Origin of the sequence: Mumia sp. zg.B21, assembly GCF_019550855.1 — a bacterium.
Lineage (GTDB): Bacteria > Actinomycetota > Actinomycetes > Propionibacteriales > Nocardioidaceae > Mumia.
The window spans coordinates 941,536-959,347 of sequence record NZ_JAHWCJ010000002.1 but is presented as its reverse complement, the minus strand read 5'-3'; the positions used below and the strand labels follow the sequence as shown (position 1 = coordinate 959,347).

The 17,812-nt window shown below is 70.7% G+C and carries 18 protein-coding genes; 6 read left to right on the top strand and 12 right to left on the bottom strand.

The genetic code is table 11. The annotated features are described in order from the left end of the window. The first annotated feature begins 32 nt into the window (after positions 1–32). Positions 33–617: a DUF2530 domain-containing protein gene (locus KV100_RS20200; protein ID WP_308291439.1), complete on the top strand. Its 585-nt coding sequence runs from the start codon at positions 33–35 to the stop codon at positions 615–617. Positions 618–678: 61 nt separating this feature from the next. On the opposite strand, the gene KV100_RS13465 is transcribed toward KV100_RS20200, so the two are convergent. The 9 genes from KV100_RS13465 to lon form a co-directional block, all read right to left on the bottom strand. Next, complete coding sequence (locus tag KV100_RS13465; RefSeq protein ID WP_308291438.1) at positions 679–2,250, bottom strand: MFS transporter; 1,572 nt, start codon at positions 2,248–2,250, stop codon at positions 679–681. Next, positions 2,247–2,780, bottom strand: coding sequence for a MarR family winged helix-turn-helix transcriptional regulator (locus tag KV100_RS13460; RefSeq protein WP_220343537.1), 534 nt, complete (start codon positions 2,778–2,780; stop codon positions 2,247–2,249). The genes KV100_RS13465 and KV100_RS13460 overlap by 4 nt, the downstream gene beginning before the upstream one ends. A 173-nt stretch (positions 2,781–2,953) precedes the next feature. After that, on the bottom strand, positions 2,954–3,766 hold the full coding sequence (locus KV100_RS13455; protein ID WP_220343536.1) for a DUF3027 domain-containing protein: 813 nt from the start codon (positions 3,764–3,766) through the stop codon (positions 2,954–2,956). Positions 3,767–3,818: 52 nt separating this feature from the next. Continuing rightward, the gene (locus tag KV100_RS13450; RefSeq protein ID WP_220343535.1) at positions 3,819–4,214 is read right to left on the bottom strand and encodes a cold shock domain-containing protein; all 396 of its coding nucleotides are present in this window, start codon (positions 4,212–4,214) and stop codon (positions 3,819–3,821) included. A 54-nt stretch (positions 4,215–4,268) separates the two neighbouring features. Then, positions 4,269–4,910: an HAD family hydrolase gene (locus tag KV100_RS13445; RefSeq protein ID WP_308291437.1), complete on the bottom strand. Its 642-nt coding sequence runs from the start codon at positions 4,908–4,910 to the stop codon at positions 4,269–4,271. A 271-nt stretch (positions 4,911–5,181) separates the two neighbouring features. Then, on the bottom strand, positions 5,182–7,803 hold the full coding sequence (locus KV100_RS13440; protein WP_220343534.1) for an FtsX-like permease family protein: 2,622 nt from the start codon (positions 7,801–7,803) through the stop codon (positions 5,182–5,184). Next, the gene (locus tag KV100_RS13435) at positions 7,800–8,543 is read right to left on the bottom strand and encodes an ABC transporter ATP-binding protein (RefSeq protein ID WP_220343533.1); all 744 of its coding nucleotides are present in this window, start codon (positions 8,541–8,543) and stop codon (positions 7,800–7,802) included. Before KV100_RS13435 ends, KV100_RS13440 begins: the two co-directional genes overlap by 4 nt. Further along, positions 8,540–9,100 carry a PadR family transcriptional regulator gene (locus KV100_RS13430; protein ID WP_220343532.1) on the bottom strand — a complete coding sequence of 187 codons (561 nt, stop codon included), beginning with the start codon at positions 9,098–9,100 and terminating at the stop codon, positions 8,540–8,542. The genes KV100_RS13435 and KV100_RS13430 overlap by 4 nt, the downstream gene beginning before the upstream one ends. A 143-nt stretch (positions 9,101–9,243) precedes the next feature. After that, entirely contained in the window at positions 9,244–11,583 is a 2,340-nt protein-coding gene (gene lon, locus KV100_RS13425) for an endopeptidase La (protein ID WP_220343531.1), read from the bottom strand. 140 nt (positions 11,584–11,723) lie between these two features. Here lon and KV100_RS13420 point away from each other — a divergent pair, with 140 nt between their 5' ends. The 4 genes from KV100_RS13420 (at position 11,724) to KV100_RS13405 (ending at position 15,121) form a co-directional block, all read left to right on the top strand. Next, the gene (locus KV100_RS13420; RefSeq protein ID WP_220343530.1) at positions 11,724–12,314 is read left to right on the top strand and encodes a TetR/AcrR family transcriptional regulator; all 591 of its coding nucleotides are present in this window, start codon (positions 11,724–11,726) and stop codon (positions 12,312–12,314) included. A gap of 73 nt (positions 12,315–12,387) precedes the next feature. Beyond that, positions 12,388–13,437 carry an ABC transporter permease gene (locus KV100_RS13415; RefSeq protein WP_255560871.1) on the top strand — a complete coding sequence of 350 codons (1,050 nt, stop codon included), beginning with the start codon at positions 12,388–12,390 and terminating at the stop codon, positions 13,435–13,437. Then, positions 13,434–14,261 (top strand): ABC transporter ATP-binding protein, encoded by an 828-nt coding sequence (locus KV100_RS13410; RefSeq protein ID WP_220343528.1) that lies wholly within the window; start codon positions 13,434–13,436, stop codon positions 14,259–14,261. The genes KV100_RS13415 and KV100_RS13410 overlap by 4 nt, the downstream gene beginning before the upstream one ends. Next, entirely contained in the window at positions 14,258–15,121 is an 864-nt protein-coding gene (locus tag KV100_RS13405) for an ABC transporter ATP-binding protein (RefSeq protein ID WP_220343527.1), read from the top strand. Before KV100_RS13410 ends, KV100_RS13405 begins: the two co-directional genes overlap by 4 nt. Positions 15,122–15,128: 7 nt before the next feature. On the opposite strand, the gene KV100_RS13400 is transcribed toward KV100_RS13405, so the two are convergent. Together KV100_RS13400 and KV100_RS13395 are read right to left on the bottom strand one after the other, a co-directional pair. After that, positions 15,129–16,163 (bottom strand): YihY/virulence factor BrkB family protein, encoded by a 1,035-nt coding sequence (locus KV100_RS13400; RefSeq protein WP_220343526.1) that lies wholly within the window; start codon positions 16,161–16,163, stop codon positions 15,129–15,131. 72 nt (positions 16,164–16,235) lie between these two features. Then, on the bottom strand, positions 16,236–16,619 hold the full coding sequence (locus KV100_RS13395; RefSeq protein ID WP_308291436.1) for a VOC family protein: 384 nt from the start codon (positions 16,617–16,619) through the stop codon (positions 16,236–16,238). A gap of 201 nt (positions 16,620–16,820) precedes the next feature. Here KV100_RS13395 and KV100_RS19665 point away from each other — a divergent pair, with 201 nt between their 5' ends. Beyond that, the gene (locus tag KV100_RS19665) at positions 16,821–17,297 is read left to right on the top strand and encodes a CGNR zinc finger domain-containing protein (protein WP_255566139.1); all 477 of its coding nucleotides are present in this window, start codon (positions 16,821–16,823) and stop codon (positions 17,295–17,297) included. A gap of 16 nt (positions 17,298–17,313) precedes the next feature. On the opposite strand, the gene KV100_RS13385 is transcribed toward KV100_RS19665, so the two are convergent. Continuing rightward, a complete protein-coding gene (locus tag KV100_RS13385) occupies positions 17,314–17,802 on the bottom strand; it encodes a type II toxin-antitoxin system PemK/MazF family toxin (RefSeq protein WP_255559642.1) in 489 nt (162 codons plus the stop codon). Positions 17,803–17,812 lie beyond the last annotated feature (10 nt).

Here is a 17,812-nt window from a genome sequence, read left to right as displayed (position 1 = left end):
GGACGGAATCCGCCGCGGGGTACTGTATGGGCGTGGCGGAAGGCAGGCGGAAGCTCAACTCGGACGCGGCCCCCAAGCGTGGTCGCGGCCGAGCCGAGACCCGTCGCGCCGGGAGCCGCAAGGCTGATCGTGCCGTGCCGAAGGACCGACCCGCAAGCACTCGCCGCGCCGGACAGGCTGTGGCCCCGGTCACGGCTGCACCGGCACCTGAGCCGGTGCGCGCCGAGCCGCCGCCGCAGGCACGTCCCGAGCCGCCCGGGCCACGCCACGAGCCGCAGGCAGACCCACCACCGCCTCGTCGTCGGGCCCACGGTCTGGACCGCCCAGAGGTCACCGAGCTGGAGATCGGCAGCACGGTCCACCGCGTGGTCCCCGACCCCAAGCCGCTCGACGTCGACGGCATCCGCACAATGACGGTCGGATCCATCCTGTGGCTCGCTGCAGGGCTGGCGCTCCTTCCCTTCCTCGGCACGCTGCAGCGCAACGGTGACGTGTGGTGGCTGTGGACCTGTCTCGCCGGGTTCGGGCTGGGGCTTCTCGGCGTCGAGTACTGCCGCCGACGCAAGCTCGCGCTCGAGGCCGACGATCTGGCCGACGAGGCCGAGTCGAGGCGCTGACCCCGTACGACGAGGAGGGCCGCCCCCGGTGGGGGCGGCCCTCCTCGCGCTCACGCGGGTGTCAGCGTGTGCCGACGGTCTCCGAGACGACGTCCTCGGCCTCGACGTCGTGCTTGCGCACGGTGGTCCGCAAGGGGACCTCCTTGATGAAGATGACCGCCAGGAGCGCGACCAGCGCGACGCCCGCGGCTACCAGGAAGACCTCGCCCGTCGCGTCCCCGTACGACATCCTGACCACGTCGGCGACGGGCCCGGGCATGCCGTCGAGGTTGAGCGTGCCGCTGCCGCCGGACTGAGAGGCGGGGATGCCCAGCCCCGCCAGGCCGACGCTGATCTTGTCCGTGACGCTGGAGGCGAGGATCGCACCGAGGACGGAGACGCCGACGGTGCCGCCGAGCGAGCGGAAGAACGCGACGGCGCCGGAGGTCATGCCTACCTCGGTGATGTCGACGGTGTTCTGGACGGCGAGCACCAGGTTCTGCATGAGCATGCCCATGCCGAGACCCATCAGCGCCATGAAGGTCCACAGGTGCCAGAGCGCCGTTGCGTGATCGATGGTGCCGAGCAGTCCGAGCCCGGCGATCAGCAGGGTGGCGCCCCCCACGAGGAAGCCCTTCCACCGCCCGTAGCGGACGATCAGGTTGCCTGAGCCCACCGTGCCGATCAACGAGCCGATCATCATCGGGATGGTGATCAGGCCGGCCTCCGTCGGCGTGTAGCCGCGGGCGACCTGCAGGTACTGGCCCAGGAACACCGAGCTGCCGAACATCGCGATGCCCACGGCGATGCTCGCGACGATCGCGAGAGCCGTGGTCCGGTCGCGGAAGACCTTCAGCGGGACCAGCGGCTCGGGGACGATCGACTCGACCACCACGAACGCGACGGTGGCGACGATCGTGCCGCCGATGAAGAGCGCGCTGGTCCAGGAGACCCAGGCGTACGAGTTGCCCGCGAAGGTGACCCACAGCAGCGGGAGGCTGGCCGCGACGGCGATGAGCACCGCGCCGGCGTAGTCGACCTTGACGTCCTTCACGAGCGTCGGGAGACGCAGGTAGCGCTGCAGCACGAAAAGGCTGAGCACCGCGAAGGGCACGCAGACGAAGAAGGTCCAGCGCCAGCCGAGCGGGGAGTCGACGATCACGCCGCCGACGAGCGGTCCGCTGATGGTCGCGAGCGTCATCACGGCGCCCATGTAGCCGCTGTAGCGACCGCGCTCCCGCGGCGGGATGATCGAGCCGATGATCGCCTGCGCGAGTGCTGTCAGGCCACCCATCGCCAGCCCTTGGAGGGCTCGCGCGGCGAGGAGCGTCGGCACGTCGTGGGCGAACCCGGCCAGCACCGATCCCACCACGAAGGTGACGAGGGAGATCTGGATCAGCAGCTTCTTGTTGAGCAGGTCCGAGAGCTTGGCCCAGATCGGTGTCGACACCGTCATCGCGAGCAACGACGACGTCACGACCCAGGTGTACTGCGCCTGGGTCCCGTCGAGGTCTCCGATGATCGTGGGCAGTGCGTTGGCGACGATCGTCGTGCTCAGCATGGCGGTGAAGAGCGCGGCGAGGATGCCGACCATCACCTCCATGATCGCGCGGTGGTCGAGCTCGTCGTGGCTCTGGGGTGGAGCTGTGGTCACGAGGTGAGGTTCCTGTCGGTCGTACGGTCGGGGGATGCGGCGACGGCGGTCGCTGCATCGGTGTCTGAGGTGAGGTGGCGGTCGAGGACCCGTTCACGCTCGTGGACCAGACGCTCAGCGAGCTGGCTGATGAGGTCTGCCACGCGCTCGGTCTCGGTGTCGTCCCAGTCGGCCAGCGCCGACTGGACGACGCCGACGGAGCGGCGCGTGACCTGCTCGAGCCGGGCGCGACCGAGATCGGACAGACGGATCAGGCCCACGCGGGCGTCGGTGGGATCGGCGCGTCGCTCGACGAGCCCGTCCTGCTCGAGGGTCGTGATCTGCCGGCTGATGACCGAGGCTGTCACGCACTGGGCGTCGGCGAGATCACTCACGCGCTGCTCACCGTGCCGTTTGAGCCGTCGGAGCAGGGTCAGGTCGCTGCCCCGCATGCCGACAGCAAGCTCCCACCGATGGCTGGACGAGCGCAGCGCCCGGTTGAGCGTGCCGAGCACGCCGACCATCCGTTCCGCCGTCTCGACCGTGAGCATCCGCGTTCCACCTCAACGTTAGTTGGTTGTGAAAGGCAACCTTAATTCGGATGCTTTCGTCACGCAACTAAGTGACCTCAAACGTTGCCACATCGCCCGAAAGGTCACCTCAGACAGCGAGGACGGAGGTCAGCGGGACAGTGCCTGATCCCGCTCGACGTGTCAGGTGGGGGTCAGACCGACTCGACGTCGGACATGTCGTCCGTGAGGGTGTCGTGCACGGTGGGGGCGACCGGCACGGTCGCCTGCTTCACCCGAGCCGCCGAGTGCGCTCCGCAACCGTGGTCGAAGGAGACCACGCCGCCGTCGTCGTTCGCCATCGCGTTGGCGCAGACCCCGAACATGGTGCCGAGCGGCGGCGAGAGCCACACCATGAAGCCGCAGGTGCGGCATCGCCCCGGCGCCTGACGAGACATCGGTGTGTCGGGTCCGTGGTCACCGTCGTACCAGCGCTGGGCGGCATCGTCGCGGCCCTGGATCGACAGCACTTCCGTACGGCCGAGGCCGACCTCGGCGGCGATCGGCCGGACCGACGTCGGATCGATCTCGGCATCGACCGCGTCGTCCCCCACGAACCATGCCGGCGCCAGACGGGAGTCGTCCTCCTCCGGAGGCAGGACGTCACCGGGGGTCATGTCGCCGGACCGCACACGGTCCTTGTAGGGGGTCCAGTCGGGCGCGAGGATCGCGTCGTCGCCCGGCAGCAGCACGATCTCGTCGACCGTGACCTTCTTCTGGCGCGGTGCCCGGGCGACGGTCACCGACCAGTGCCAGCCGCGGTATCCGGCCTGAGCCGTCTCGAACAGGTGGGTCACGACCCGATCACCCTCGGCACGCACGCCGAGGTGCTCGCCCACCTGTCGCTCCCCCACCTCGTCGACGAGGGCGTCGCGGGCGACGTCGACCGCGGCGGCAGCGACGGCGTCCAGCTTGGGCGCGCGCCCTGAGGACGCGCGGGAGCCCGCGGCACGACTGATGGGAGGCATAGCCTCATTCTTCCGTACGAGGCAAGTCTTCACCAGGCCGGGGGCAGCTCCCTCAGGAGGACAGCTCGTCGGCCAGCGCCCGCAGGAGCGCGGCCGTCTGCTTGGACGTCCGCCCCTCAGGGAACCGGCCGGCGCGGAACGTGCCTTCGAGCTGGTCGAGCAGGCGGATGGTGTCCTCGACGATGACGACCATGTCCTCCGGAGGCTTGCGGCGAGCCTTCGCCTGCTGCTTGGCGACCGACGGCGTCGGGTCCAGCACCCGGACCTGCAACGCCTGGTCCCCTCGGCGCCCGGCAGCGATCCCGAACTCGACCCGGGTGCCCGGCTTCAGGGTGGTCACACCGGCCGGCAGCGCGTCGGCGCGTAGGAAGACGTCGTCACCGTCCTCGCGGCTCACGAACCCGAACCCCTTGTCGGAGTCGTACCACTTGACCTTGCCAACAGGCACGGCTTGACCTCACCTTCGTCACGGGCGGCGACACCACAGGGACAGATTCCCAGCCTAGGCCACGGCGCGCGGCGGCCACACGGCGTCCAGGACCGCGGGCAGCTCCTCGAGCGAGCCGACGACACGCGACGCCCCTGCAGCCGCCAGCTCAGCAGGGGTGCACGGGCCTGTCGACACGGCGAGACCGGGGACGCCGGCGAGCTGCGCCGCCTCCATGTCGTGCACGTGGTCGCCGACGTAGGCCACGGCCCCCAGCTCGCTCAGCGCGTCGGCCTTCCCCGACCGCCACGCCCTGCCTCGGACCTCGTCGGCACGGAGCCCGAGGTGATCGAGGTGTCGGGCTGCGTCGGCGGTGTTCTTCGCCGTGATCACGGCGAGCCGTCCCCCACGAGCACGCACCGCCTCGAACGCCACGGCTGCACCCGGGAGCGGCCTCACTCGCTCGATCGCCAGGTCCGGGTAGAGCGCGCGATAGAGATCGGCCATCGCGGGGACGTCGGACGCCGCGAACCAGTGGCCGAGCTCGACCTCCACGGGCGGACCGAGCCGCGACACGACGAGATCGGAGTCGATCGCCACCCCGGTGCGGGCGGAGAGCTCGTCATAGACCGCCTTGATCCCCGGACGCGAGTCGATCAGCGTCATGTCGAGGTCGAAGCCGATGAGCGGAGAGGTCCCGAGATCTGTGGTGGGCACTCCCGCAGGCTACGCGGTCAGGACGAGGACTTGACCTCCCTGGTGACCCGCTCCGCGCCATCGGCGGCTGCCCGCCGGAGTGCGACCAGCTGCGCGATGCGCAGCCGTGCGGCCCTTCTCTGTCGTTCTGCAAGATCGATGTGCGACATCAGTGCCCCCTACACCTTGTGCCGTACCTTATGAACACTGTAAACGCGGCAGGTACTCAGATGCTGTCCGTTCCGCGATAACGGTTCTGTAACACCAAGTGACAGCGACGTGAGTGCCGACCTCATTGAGCGAGCCTGCGGGTGAGCGGAACCCGGCCACGGGTGACGATCGCGGACGCCACCGCGGCGATCAGCGGGACCACAAAGACGAGGGTCGCGAGGATCCCCCAAGGAACGTCGATGACCGGCCCGCTGCCGGTTCCCTCAAGCGCTCCCCACCGCCCGGAGGTCAACGGCCAGGCCGCCGCGAGCCCGGGCGCGAAGCCCACAAGGACGCCGAGCAGTGCCCCGAGAGCGCCGAGCACCACTGCCTGGGCGGCAGCGACTCCCCGACGAGTCCGAGGCCCGGCACCGACCGCCGCGAGCGTGGCGAAGTCCGGACGGGCATCGGCGAGCGCCAGGCCGGTCGCGCTGAGCGTGCCGATCAGGACCGCGATCCCACCGGCGCCGACCAGGAGCAGCAGCTGGACGGTGAACGTCCCGTCGAACCCCTGCTCGGTCCATGTGCTCTGCTCCCCGGGCAGCTCACGCAGGGCCGCGCGGACGTCGCGGAGCTGCTGGGCCGTGAGGGTCGAGTCGGCGAGCGCCCTGCTCCGCTCGTACGGGATGGCCTGGGCCTGCGCGGTCTGCGGGGCGATCACGGCGAGCGCGACGACGGGTTCGCGCCCTTGCGGTACCGCCCCCATGCCGAGGTCGGCGGCCGAACCGTCGAGCGCGACCGTGCGCGGGTCCTCCGAGGCCCCGTCGGACGTTTCCTCGTACGTCCCCAGCGTGACCCGCCCGTCACCATCGAGCAGGGAGGGTCCGGCGACCAGCGCGCCCCCGGTGCGAAGGGTCTCGCCCTGTTCGGGTGTCAGCTCGATCCCCCACCCGGCAAGCTCCTCGGGTGTCGCGACGGCGACCTCACGGGTGTCCCACCGACCCCAGTCCTCGGTCTCCACCGCGACGTCGATCCATCCCTCGCCGGCCGCGTCGCTCCCTCGTTGCCCGGCCGTCCCGATCGGGGTGAAGGTGACGCGGGCAGCCTCGCCGGCCGCCTGCGCCGCCGTATCGACCGGCCCGCTTTCTTCGCTGAGCATGGTCGTCCCGAGCGGATAGGTGAACTCGTAAGACCGGCGGTCGTGCTCGAAGTCGCTCGCGTTCGCGATCGCGAGCGCGGTGAGACCGGCGACGGTCGCCATCACGGCCGCGATGGCAGGCGTGCTGCGGGAGCGCTGCCGGGCAGTGTCGCGCACCGCCAGGCGAAGCGTCAGCGGCATGCGTCCACCGACCCTGCCCACCAGCCCAATGACCAACGGCGTGAGGAACACTGTGCCGAGGACGATCGCGACCGTGCTGGCGGCGACCGCCGTCTCGCCACCAGGCTGGATCCCTGCGGTGAAGCAGACACCCAGCCCGACGGCCACCAGCACGAGACCGACGAGCGGCCACCCGTTGCGCCGGCTCGGCGCGGCGCGGCGCCCGACAAGGGCGGCGGTGACGTCCTGGTTCGCGACCTGCCGCGCAGGGACCAGCGCCGCCAGCAGCGAGGCCACGACACCGAGGACGACGGTCACGACGACCGCCGGCCACATCACGTCGTACGGCCCGAACCCCTCATCGAACCATCGCGGCAGGACCGCGATCACGAGCGGAGACAACGCGAGCCCGAGCGCGGCACCGACGACGGACGAGCCCGCGCCCAGGACCGCCGCCTGAGCGAGCACCGTACGGCGGACGTCGGCAGGCGTCCCGCCCGCAGCGGCCAGGAGTGCGAGGTCGCGGCGCTGGCGTCGCGCTCCGACAGCGAACGCCGGACCCGCGAGCAGCACGACCTGGAGGAGCACCGCGGTCACGATGATCACGAGGACGGCTTCCGCGGATGTGTCCCGCCCCCCGTCCCACGCGTCGAGGTCGTACCGGGCCGACGCGGGCGGCGGGTTCTCGAGAACGTGCCGCGAGATGACCCAGAAGCCCTCGCTGTTGAGGCGCTTCACGTCCTCCCAGGTGACGGGCGCGTCACGGTCGACGAGGTACTCGCGCTCCGCGCCGTCGCTCTCGCCGAGGTCAAACGTGCCCGGGAACCCGACAGCGCCGGACGCAAAGGGATTCGGGTCGACCGACCCGAACGTCCCCACGCCGACCACGGTCACGTCCCGACCGGCGACGTCGACCGTCTCGCCGAGGGCGGCGTCCAGGCGGTCGCGCACGTGCGGCGTGAGCACGATCTCGCCGACGCGCTCCGGCGTACGCCCCTCGGTGAGGTCGACGAGGCCGTCGGCCATCGGAGGCGTGGTGTCGACCTCGCGGAGCCGGCCGGTGCCGGCTCGCCCGACGAAGGTGACGTACGTCGACCGCACCTCGAGGATCTCGGCTCCCGGCAGGAGCGCGCGGACGCCGCCCGGGCCCGGGTCGGGCTCAGGGGCGCGGTCCTCAGCGCTCGAGCCGCCACCTTCCTGGCCGTCCGGCGACTGCTCGATCGGGTAGCCGTGCCACGACAACCGCGCATCGGACGAGCCGAGCTGAGCGGTCATGTCCTCAAGCGGTGTGACGTCGTCGGTGGCGTAGAGCGTCGAGAGCATCACCGCGAGCATGACCGGCGTCCCCACCATCACGGCGACGAGAGCGCTGCGACCCTTGGAGCGCCGGACGTCGCGTCGGGCCATGCGCAGCGCGAGCCGCCAACGGGCGAGTGCGGCGCTCATGCGGGTGCCACCTCGCCAAGACCGGACAGGCTGCCGCGCACGGAGCTGTCGTCGACGACCAGACCGTCGCGGAGGAACACGACGCGGTCGGCCCACGCGGCATGGCGTGGTTCGTGAGTGACCAGGAGCCCGCCCGCACCGGCGTCGACGCGGGCACGCAGCACCGCGAGCACCTCCTCTCCCGTCTCCGAGTCGAGGGCACCGGTCGGCTCGTCCGCGAGGAGCACGCGACGCGGTCCGACGAGGGCGCGCGCGATCGCGACTCGCTGCTGCTGACCTCCGGACATCTCGTCGGGAAACCGCTCGGCGCTCGATGCCAGGCCGACCTCGTCCAGCGACCGCAGCGCCTCGGTACGGGCGTCCTTCGCCCGGACGCCGTCGAGCTCGAGCGGCAGCGCGACGTTCTCCGCAGCCGACAGGGTCGGGATGAGGTTGAGATCCTGGAAGACGAACCCGAGGCGCCGGCGCCGTACGCGGGCCAGCTCGCTGCGTCCGTACGAGCGCAGCGGCGTCCCCTCGACGACGACCTCCCCCGAGGTCGGCGCGTCCAGACCGCCGGCGAGGTTGAGCAGCGTCGACTTGCCGGAGCCGGAGGGGCCCATCACGGCGACGAGCTCCCCGGCACGCAGCGTCAGGTCGACACCCCGCAGCGCATGGACCGCCGCAGCGCCGTCACCGTGGGTGCGGTGCACGTCGCGCAGCTCGAGCAGGGTCTCCGGGTGGTGGGCAGCGGCGGTCATCGGTGTGTCTCCTCTACGGCAGGCGGGGCGGTCGTACGGCGGCGGGCGCGGCGGATCCGGGACTCCATGTGGTCGAGCCAGCGGACCTGCGCCTCTGTCGCGAAGATGGAGCGCTCGACGACGAGCTCCCGGGCGAGGTCGTCCGTGGCGACCGCGTCGCGCTTGTCGCGCGTCAGGGCCTGGAGGTGGCGCAGAGAGTCGGCGCGTTGGGTCTGGACGACCTCTCCGACGTCGACGTCGGAGAGGGTCACGCCGAGCGCGACTTTGATCGTGAGCTCGTCGCGCGGCGCGGAGTCCGGCGACACCGACGAGGCGAACCACTCCCCCACGGAGGTCCGCCCAGCGTCGGTGAGCCCGTACGTGATCCGACCTTCGTCGTCGCCCTCGCCGTCAGCCTCGACGAGGCCGTCGCGCTGGAGCCGGCCCAACGTCGTGTAGACCTGCCCGACGTTGAGCGGCCACGTGCCCGCGGTGCGGCGCTCGAACTCCGACCGCAGCTGCGCGCCGTACATCGGCTGCTCCGAGAGCAGCGCGAGCATGGCTTGGCGTATCGACATCCTGGCCCCCTATACCGAGTATTCATCCAGGTAGAGAGATGTATACCGGGTATACACCGCAGCCCGCAAGCGGCGAGACAGAACGATGAGACGTTCCGACCACCGGGTGGTCGGAACGTCTCATCTCGTGGAGGGGTCAGGCGTCAGGCCGCGACCTGGGACGTCCCTTCGGCCGCAGGCTCGAGCGCCTGGGCGACGATCTCGGCCACGTCCGTCATCGGACGGACGTCGATCGCCTCACGGACCTCGGCCGGGACCTCGTCGAGGTCGGGCTCGTTGCGGTGCGGGACGAACACCGTCGTGAGCCCAGCCCGCTGGGCGGCGAGCAGCTTCTGCTTCACGCCGCCGATCGGCAGCACCCGCCCGTTGAGCGTCACCTCGCCGGTCATGCCGACCTCGGAGCGGACCTTGCGGCCCGTCGCGGCCGACACGAGCGCCGTCACCATCGTCACGCCGGCCGACGGCCCGTCCTTGGGGATGGCCCCCGCCGGGACGTGGATGTGGACGTGGTGGTCGAAGAACGCCGGGTCGACCCCGAGCGCCTCGGCGTGCGAGCGGACGTAGGAGTGGGCGATCTGCGCCGACTCCTTCATCACGTCACCGAGCTGACCCGTGAGCGTGATGCCGGGCTTGCCGTCGGTCGGTGTCGCCTCGATGTAGAGGACGTCACCACCGAACCCGGTGACCGCCAGTCCGGTCGCCACGCCGGGGACCGCCGTACGCTCGTCGGACTCCGGAGTGAACCGTGGACGACCGAGGTACTCCTTCAGATCCGGCTCGTCGACGACGACGGTCTCCTGTCCCGTCGCGCCGGCCAGCTTCGTGGCCACCTTGCGGAGGATCTTGGCCAGCAGCCGCTCGAGCTGGCGTACGCCCGGCTCGCGGGTGTAGTCGGCCACGATCTTCGCGAGCGCGGCGTCGGTCAGCGTGACCTCGTCGGCGTCGAGCGCCGCGCGCTCCAGCTGGCGGGGCCAGAGGAAGTCGCGGGCGATCGCGGCCTTGTCGTCGGCGGTGTAGCCGTCGAGGGTCACGAGCTCCATCCGGTCGAGCAGCGCCTGCGGGATCTGCTCGACGACGTTGGCCGTCGCGAGGAACAGCACGTCCGAGAGGTCCAGGTCGAGGTCCAGGTAGTGATCGCGGAACGTGTGGTTCTGCGCCGGGTCCAGGACCTCCAGCAGCGCCGCTGCCGGGTCTCCACGGAAGTCCGCTCCGAGCTTGTCGACCTCGTCGAGCAGCACGACCGGGTTCATCGAGCCGGCCTCGTTGATCGCGCGGACGATGCGGCCCGGAAGGGCACCGACGTACGTACGACGGTGGCCGCGGATCTCCGCCTCGTCACGGACGCCGCCGAGGGCGACGCGGACGAACGTCCGCCCGAGGGCGCGGGCGACGGACTCGCCGAGCGAGGTCTTGCCAACTCCCGGCGGCCCGGCGAGCACCATCACGGCACCGGATCCTCGTCCGCCGACGACCTGCAGACCGCGCTGCGCACGACGCGACCGCACGGCGAGGTACTCGACGATCCGGTCCTTGACGTCGTCCAGGCCGTGGTGGTCGGCGTCGAGCACCGCACGAGCCGCCTCGACGTCGTCGTTGTCGTCGGTCTTCACGCTCCACGGGATCTCGAGGACCGTGTCGAGCCAGGTACGGATGTAGCCCGTCTCCGGGTTCTGCTCCGAGGACCGCTCCAGCTTGTCGACCTCGCGCAGCGCGGCCGTCCGGACGCCGTCGGGCAGGTCGGCCGCCTCGACACGCTCGCGGTACGAGTCGGCGCCGTCCGGCTCGTCCTCGCCGAGCTCCTTGCGGATCGCGGCGAGCTGCTGGCGCAGCAGGAACTCGCGCTGCGTCTTGTCCATGCCCTCGCGGACGTCCTCGGCGATCTTCTCGGCCACGTCGGCCTCGGCGATGGTGGCCTTGGTCCACGCGAGCAGCACCTCGAGGCGCTCGGCCGTGTCCGGCGTCTCGAGCAGCTGGCGCTTCTGGACGTCGGTGAAGTAGGGGGCGTAGCCGGCCATGTCGGCCAGCGCCGACGGGTCGGTGACCTTGTTGACCATGTCGACGACCTGCCAGGCGTCACGGCGCTGCAGGTTGGCGATCACGAGCGACTTGTACTCCTTGGCGAGCTCGGGGATGCGCTCGTCGTCGAGATTCTCGTCGACCTCCTCGGCCTCCACCCAGAGGGCGGCACCGGGGCCGGTCACGCCGGTGCCGATCCGGGCACGGCGCTCCGCCTTGAGGACGGCGGCGGACTCGCCGGACTGCGTACGGCCGGTCTGCAGGATCTCGGCCACGACACCGAACGAGGCGTAGCGGTCCTCGAGCCGGGGAGCGACCAGGAGTCGGTCGCCGGAGCTGGCGCGCGCGGCGTCGACCGCGGCGCGGGCAGCCTCGTCGAGCTCGATCGGCACCACCATCCCAGGGAGGAGGACGGGCTCGGTCAGGAACAGGACGGGCAGCTGCTGGGGGGTGCGTGGCTCAGTCATGAGCAACCTTTCAAAGTTGAGCGTGCCCTACTCAACCTCGCGTCGGCCCGGGGTGTTCCCGTCCCGCGCGCCACGACGTTCGCCCCGCGCGAACAAGCGCGCGAACGCGGCAGAAGGCGACTGCGCCCTAGGCTCGGCGCATGACCTCAGAGGAACCGGCACCCGCTCCGCGCGAGCCGGGCCGCGGCGCCCCCGGCGCCGCACGGACGTCGATCCTGCAGTCGGCCCGTGCCGAGTTCGCGCGCGTCGGGTACGGCGCGGCGACCGTCCGTGCGATCGCCCGCGGCGCGTCCGTGGACCCGGCGCTCGTGATCCACTACTTCGGCAGCAAGGAAAACCTGTTCGCCGCCACCATCGCCGACGCCGGCTTCGTCGCCGACCAGGTCCGAGCGGCCGTCGACGGTCCGTCGGAGGCCTTCAGCGAGCGGTTCGCCCGCGCCTACTTCGGCGCCTGGGAGCACCCGGACACCTCCCTGGTCCTGCACAGCGTCGTGCGCTCCGCAGCGAGCTCGTCGACCGCGGCCCGAGTCGTCAGGACAACCATCGAGAGCGCACTGTCCGTGGACGGGACGTCGCACTGGGCCCCCGAACGCCTCAACCTGCTGGGAGCGCAGGTCTTCGGGATCGCGATGGCGCGCTACGTCCTCGGCACCGAGCCGCTCGCCTCGATGGCCCTGGAGGACCTGGTCGCGACGGTCTGCGCTCCGCTCCAGGCTCTCCTGAACGACTGACCAGGCATCTGACCTGCTTCAACACCTGTTGAGGATCTGATGAACCTGTCGTAACGTGTCGTGGGTGAGAGCCATGATCATCAAGGAGTTCCGCGAGCTCGTCCGGGACCACCGGACCCTTGCGCTGCTGGTCGCGATGCCGCTGCTGCTGCTCGTCGTCTTCGGCTACGCGGCCAACTTCTCCGTCGACAGGGTCGACACCGCTGTCGTCGGGCCCGAGGCAGAGCAGGTCGCCGGCACCTTGCCGGGCTTCTTCGACGTCTCGACGACGGAGCCGTCGGAGGGCGAGGACGATGCGCGGGACCTCCTGCGCGACGACATCGTCGACGTGGCGCTGGTGACCGGCGCGGGCGGCACCCGAGCGCTCGTCGACGGCTCGAACCTGTTCGCCGCCCAGTCCGCGGTGGCCGCGCTCAAGACCTCGGGCCAGGGAATGACGGTCGAGGTCCTCTACAACCCCGACCTGAAGACGTCGTGGGTCATGATCCCGGCGATCATCGGACTGATCCTGACGTTCATCGGCACGATCATCACGAGCATCGGACTGGTCCGCGAGCGCGAAGCAGGCACGCTGGAGCAGCTGGCCGTGATGCCGATCCGTCCGAGCACCGTCATCCTCGGGAAGGTCACCCCGTACTTCGTCCTCGCCGCGCTCGACATGGCGGTCGTCACCGTCCTCGGGATGCTGCTCTTCGACGTCCCGTTCAACGGGCACGTCCTCACCTTCGCCCTGGGCGCGGTGCTCTTCCTGCTGGTGGTCCTCGGGATCGGCATCTTCATCTCGACGATCTCCCAGACCGCGGGCCAGGCGATCCAGAGCGCGTTCTTCGTGCTGCTTCCCCAGATCCTGCTGTCGGGGATGATCTTCCCGCTCGAGGCGATGGCAGCCGGCGTCAGGTGGATCGGCTACCTGCTGCCGCTCACGTACTTCACGATGATCTCGCAGGGCGTCATGCTGCGCGGCGCACCGATCACTGCCCTGTGGTTGCCCCTGGTGGTCCTGGCCGTCATGGCACTGGTCGTGTTCACCGCGGCCACGCTGCGCTTCCGTCGAGACCTCGCACCCGAGCGCAAGGTCAAGGACCAACCCCGGTCCACCGACCGTTCCCGGAGCCCGGCATGACGTACGGATTGGACTCGGTCGACGTGTCGTTCGGAGGCGTGCCGGCCCTGCACGGCGTCACGGTGGAGATTCCCGCGGGCGAGGTCGTCGCGATCGTCGGGGGCGACGGTGCCGGCAAGACGACGCTCCTCCGCACGTTGGTACGCGAGGTGGCGCCCGAGGCCGGCGAGGTCGACGCACCGCCGAAGGCGGAGATCGGCTTCCTGCCCGCCTCGTCCGGCAGCTGGGCCGCCCTGACCGTGACGCAGAACCTCGACTTCGCCGGCGGCGCGTACGGCGTCCGTGGCGCGGAGCTCGACGAGCGACGGACGACCCTGCTCGCCGCGGCGGGGCTGAGTCAGGCCGCCGACCGGCTCGCCTCCCAGCTGTCCGGCGGCATGCGGCGCAAGCTCGGCGTGTGCATGGCGATCGTCCACCGCCCGCGGCTGCTGGTCCTCGACGAACCCAGCACCGGCGTCGACCCGGTCAGCCGCGTCGACCTCTGGCGGATGGTCTCCGAGACAGCGGCGACGGGCTCGGCGGTGGTGATGTCCACGACGTACCTCGACGAGGCCGAGCGGGCGAGCCGTCTGGTCGTCCTCGACGCGGGACACATACTCGTCCAGGGCTCGTACGACGAGGTCCGCGCCGGTTTCCAGGGGACGGTGACCCGGGCCGACCCCAGCGTCCGCCCCGAGTGGTCATGGCGGCGAGGCCGGGAGCGGCACGAGTACTGGCCCGACGGTGACGCCCCTCCTCACCTGCCGGTCGTCGAGCCCGATCTCGAGGACATCGTGATCGCGCTCTCGCTGGTACGTCGCGCCGACCGCGGAGCAGCGGCATGACCGCCACGGTGCTCGAAGCGCGTTCGGTCACGAGGCGGTTCGGGTCGTTCACGGCCGTGGACGACGTGACCATGGACGTGGCGCCGGGGGAGGTCGTGGGACTGCTGGGGGCGAACGGCGCCGGCAAGACGACGCTGATGCGGATGCTCCTCGGGCTGCTCCCCACGACGGAGGGAACCGTCCAGATGCTCGGCGGACCTCCTCGTCGCGAGCGGCGTCGTCGGCTCGGCTACGTCCCTCAGAACCTCGGGCTGTACCGCGACCTCACGCTGACCGAGAACCTCGCCTTCGTCGCCGACGCGTACGGCACCACCACCCCGGTCCTGCCCGACGGCATCTCCCGGTACGCCGACGAGCTCGTCGCCGACATGCCCCTCGGCGCTCAGCGTCAGGGCGCCTTCGTCGCCGCGTTGTCGCACCAGCCGGAGGCGGTGCTGCTCGACGAGCCGACCTCGGGCGTCGACGCACTCGCGCGGGCCACGTTGTGGGACACCATCCGGACACAGGCCGACCGAGGTGTGGGGGTCTTGATCACCACGCACTACATGCAGGAGGCGCAGCAGTGCGACCGGCTGCTGCTGATGTCGCAGGGCAGGCTCGTCGCACAGGGCAGCGAGACCGACATCATCGGACCCACCCGCGCCCTCGTCGTACGGACCGACGACTGGGCCGCCGCGTTCTCCGCGCTCAACGACGCCGGGGCCGCGGTGATCCTGGACGGACGCACCGTACGCGTCGCCGATGCCGGACGCGACGAGATCACCCGGATCCTCACCGCCGCACGCGTCGACGCGTCGGTCGAGCCCGTACCCGCAACCATCGAGGAACGCATGCTCGTCCTCGCTCGCGAGGCGCGCTAACGCGCCCTCACTCGCGGACGGCAGGCCGGTCCGCGCGCTTCACGGGCGGCGGGAGCTCGACCCGGGGCCACTCCTCTGGCCGACCGAACATCACGCGGATCGACTCGAACCCCTTGTGACGCTGCGCCTTCGCGTAGTCGGAGTACGCCCGCTGGTCGGCCTTGGTGAGGTTGACGTTGTCGGTGAACGGCGTGAGGAGCGCGCGTGGATAGAGGCGCTTGGTCCTGACCACGTTGATCTGGACGCCGATCATCGCCATCACCGCACCGATGTAGATCAGCCCCATCATCCCGAGGACGACGGCGAAGATCTGGTTGAGGTTGCTCGATCGCCCGATCACGTTCTGGACGTACGCCGTCCCGGCCAGCTGCAGGCCCTGCCACATGACCGCGACCGCGAAGGCGCCCGGAGCCGCCGACCGGAAGCTGTGCTTGCGCGCCGACGCCAGCAGGAACAGCACCGTGAACGCAGCGCCGCTCAGCACCAGCGTGCCGCCGCGCACCAGCCATCCCGCCCAGGAGTGCTGGTCGTCGAACCACGGGTTGGTCGACAGGAACCCGGTCAGTGCGGCGATCACGAGCAGCGCGAGCCCGGCGAACCCGAGCATCACCAGGCTCACGCCGCGCCCGATGAACGGGTTCGGTCGCGAGTTGCGCGGGACGGCCCACGCCACGTTCATCGCATACTGCGACGACTGGCCGAGCCCGAGCACGCCGTACAGAGCGACGAGGGCTCCGAACACCACCGCGGTCGTCGAGCCGTGCAGGCCCTCGGTGCTCTCGATCTGGTCGGCGATGATCGGGAAGCTGCCGATCGCGGTATCGAGCAGCTGCTCACGGAGCTTGCCGTCGTTCTGGAGGAAGAAGCCGAGGATGCTCGACCCGATGAGCAGCAGCGGGAAGATCGCGACGAACGCGTAGTAGGTGACGGCCGCGGCGAGGTAGTTGCTCGAGTCGTCGAAGAACTTGTAGATGACAGCGATCGGGAACCCGACGAACGGGTGACTCCGCTGGAAGCGGTCGATCCGCTCGACAACTGACACCTGGCAAAACTACCCGTTGCCGGGACCGCATGTGTCGGCAGCGCTCGACTGGCTCCCCGCTCGAGGCCCGCCTCAGTCGCAGGTGCAGAGACAGAAGGGATGCCCTGCAGGGTCGGCGTAGACGCGGAAACCGCGCGAGAAGGAGGGGGTCGGAGGCTCGACGGGATCGAGCGGCGTGGCGCCGAGCGAGATCGCCAGCGCGTGCGGCGCCTCGTACGAGTCCACCGCCAGGTCGAGGTGCGCGTGCTGCGGGAGACCGTCCGGCCACCGGGGCGGCTCGTAGTCGGCGACACGCTGGAACGCCAGTGTGGGGCCGTCACCGGTGAGCTCCACCCACCGGTCGGTGCTGTCGTCGGCGACCGGGAGGCCGAGCATGCTCCCGTAGAAGCGGGCCAGCGCGAGCGGGTCGGGGCAGTCGAGGACGTAGGCGCCGATCCGGACCTCCGTCCCGCTCACAGGGCGCACCCCCTGGCCCGGGCGTGCCGGGACGGCGCTCTGGTCTCCGCCCGCCGTCGACGCTCCTCGCGGGCGAGGTAGTCCTGACTGATCAGATATGCGGCCCACGGGTGCATGGTGTCCCCTCCGTTAGTAACTGTCATACGGACTTTGCCAGTTAGTCGGATAAGGCGCAACCAGTCAAGCAAGTACGGTGGTTGCATGAGCGAGTACGAGGATGCCGGCGACGATCCCGCCGACCAGGTGGTGGCCTTCCTCAACACGCTCGATGTCGAGGACGGGGTCGACCGGCTCGCGACGACGTCGGAGTACGCCGACTGGTCGGGCCGACCGCAGACCGACCGTGACCTCGAGGTCGCGCGGAGCCTGCGCGACCACCTCCGGGCCCTCGCTGCCGGAGAGCCGCCACCGGAGGACCCTCTGCGGGTCCCGATCGAGGTGACGGTGGACGCAGGCGCTCGGCTCAGCGGAGCCGGAGTCGTGGGCGAGGTCGCCGCGGTAGCGGCGCGGCTCGCGATCGAGGGGAGGCTCGGGCGCGTCAAGATCTGCCCGGCCGACGACTGCCGCTGGGCGTTCTACGACCGCTCCAAGAACCACTCCCGCCAGTGGTGCTCGATGGAGGTGTGCGGCAACCGCGCCAAGGTCCGCAACCACCGGGAGCGCAGCGCGTCCACCTGAGGGCCGCCGGCCGCAGTCAGCCCACGTCGGCGTACTGGCGGACACCCGCGACGACGGCGTCGAAGCGCGGCCGGTCGAGCACCGCACCCTCCCGCCGGACGCGGCTCGGATCGACCGTGATCAGGCGGTCGAGCCGCACCTCGCTGGGACGCCGCCGAGGGTCCCACCCGCCGGCCCCGATGTCGAGCCACTGGCGTCCCCACCGGGCCTCGTCGGCAGCATCCCGGTCGTGGTCCTTGCTGCTCAGCATCACGCCGACCAGCCCGGGTCCGCGCCGGCCGACGACCAGCACGGGGCGGTCCTTGCCCTGACTCGGGTCATCCTCGTACGCGACCCACGTCCAGACGATCTCGCCCGGGTCGGGCCGTCCGTCCGGCGTCGGCCCGTAGGTCATGTCGAGAGCGCCTGACGCTCCTGCCGTGCTCTGCGACGTCCGCGGAGACGACGCGCGACCACGAGTCAGCGTGGAGACGAGACGGGACAGGAGGTCGCGCGTACGAGGCATGGGGGAAGCG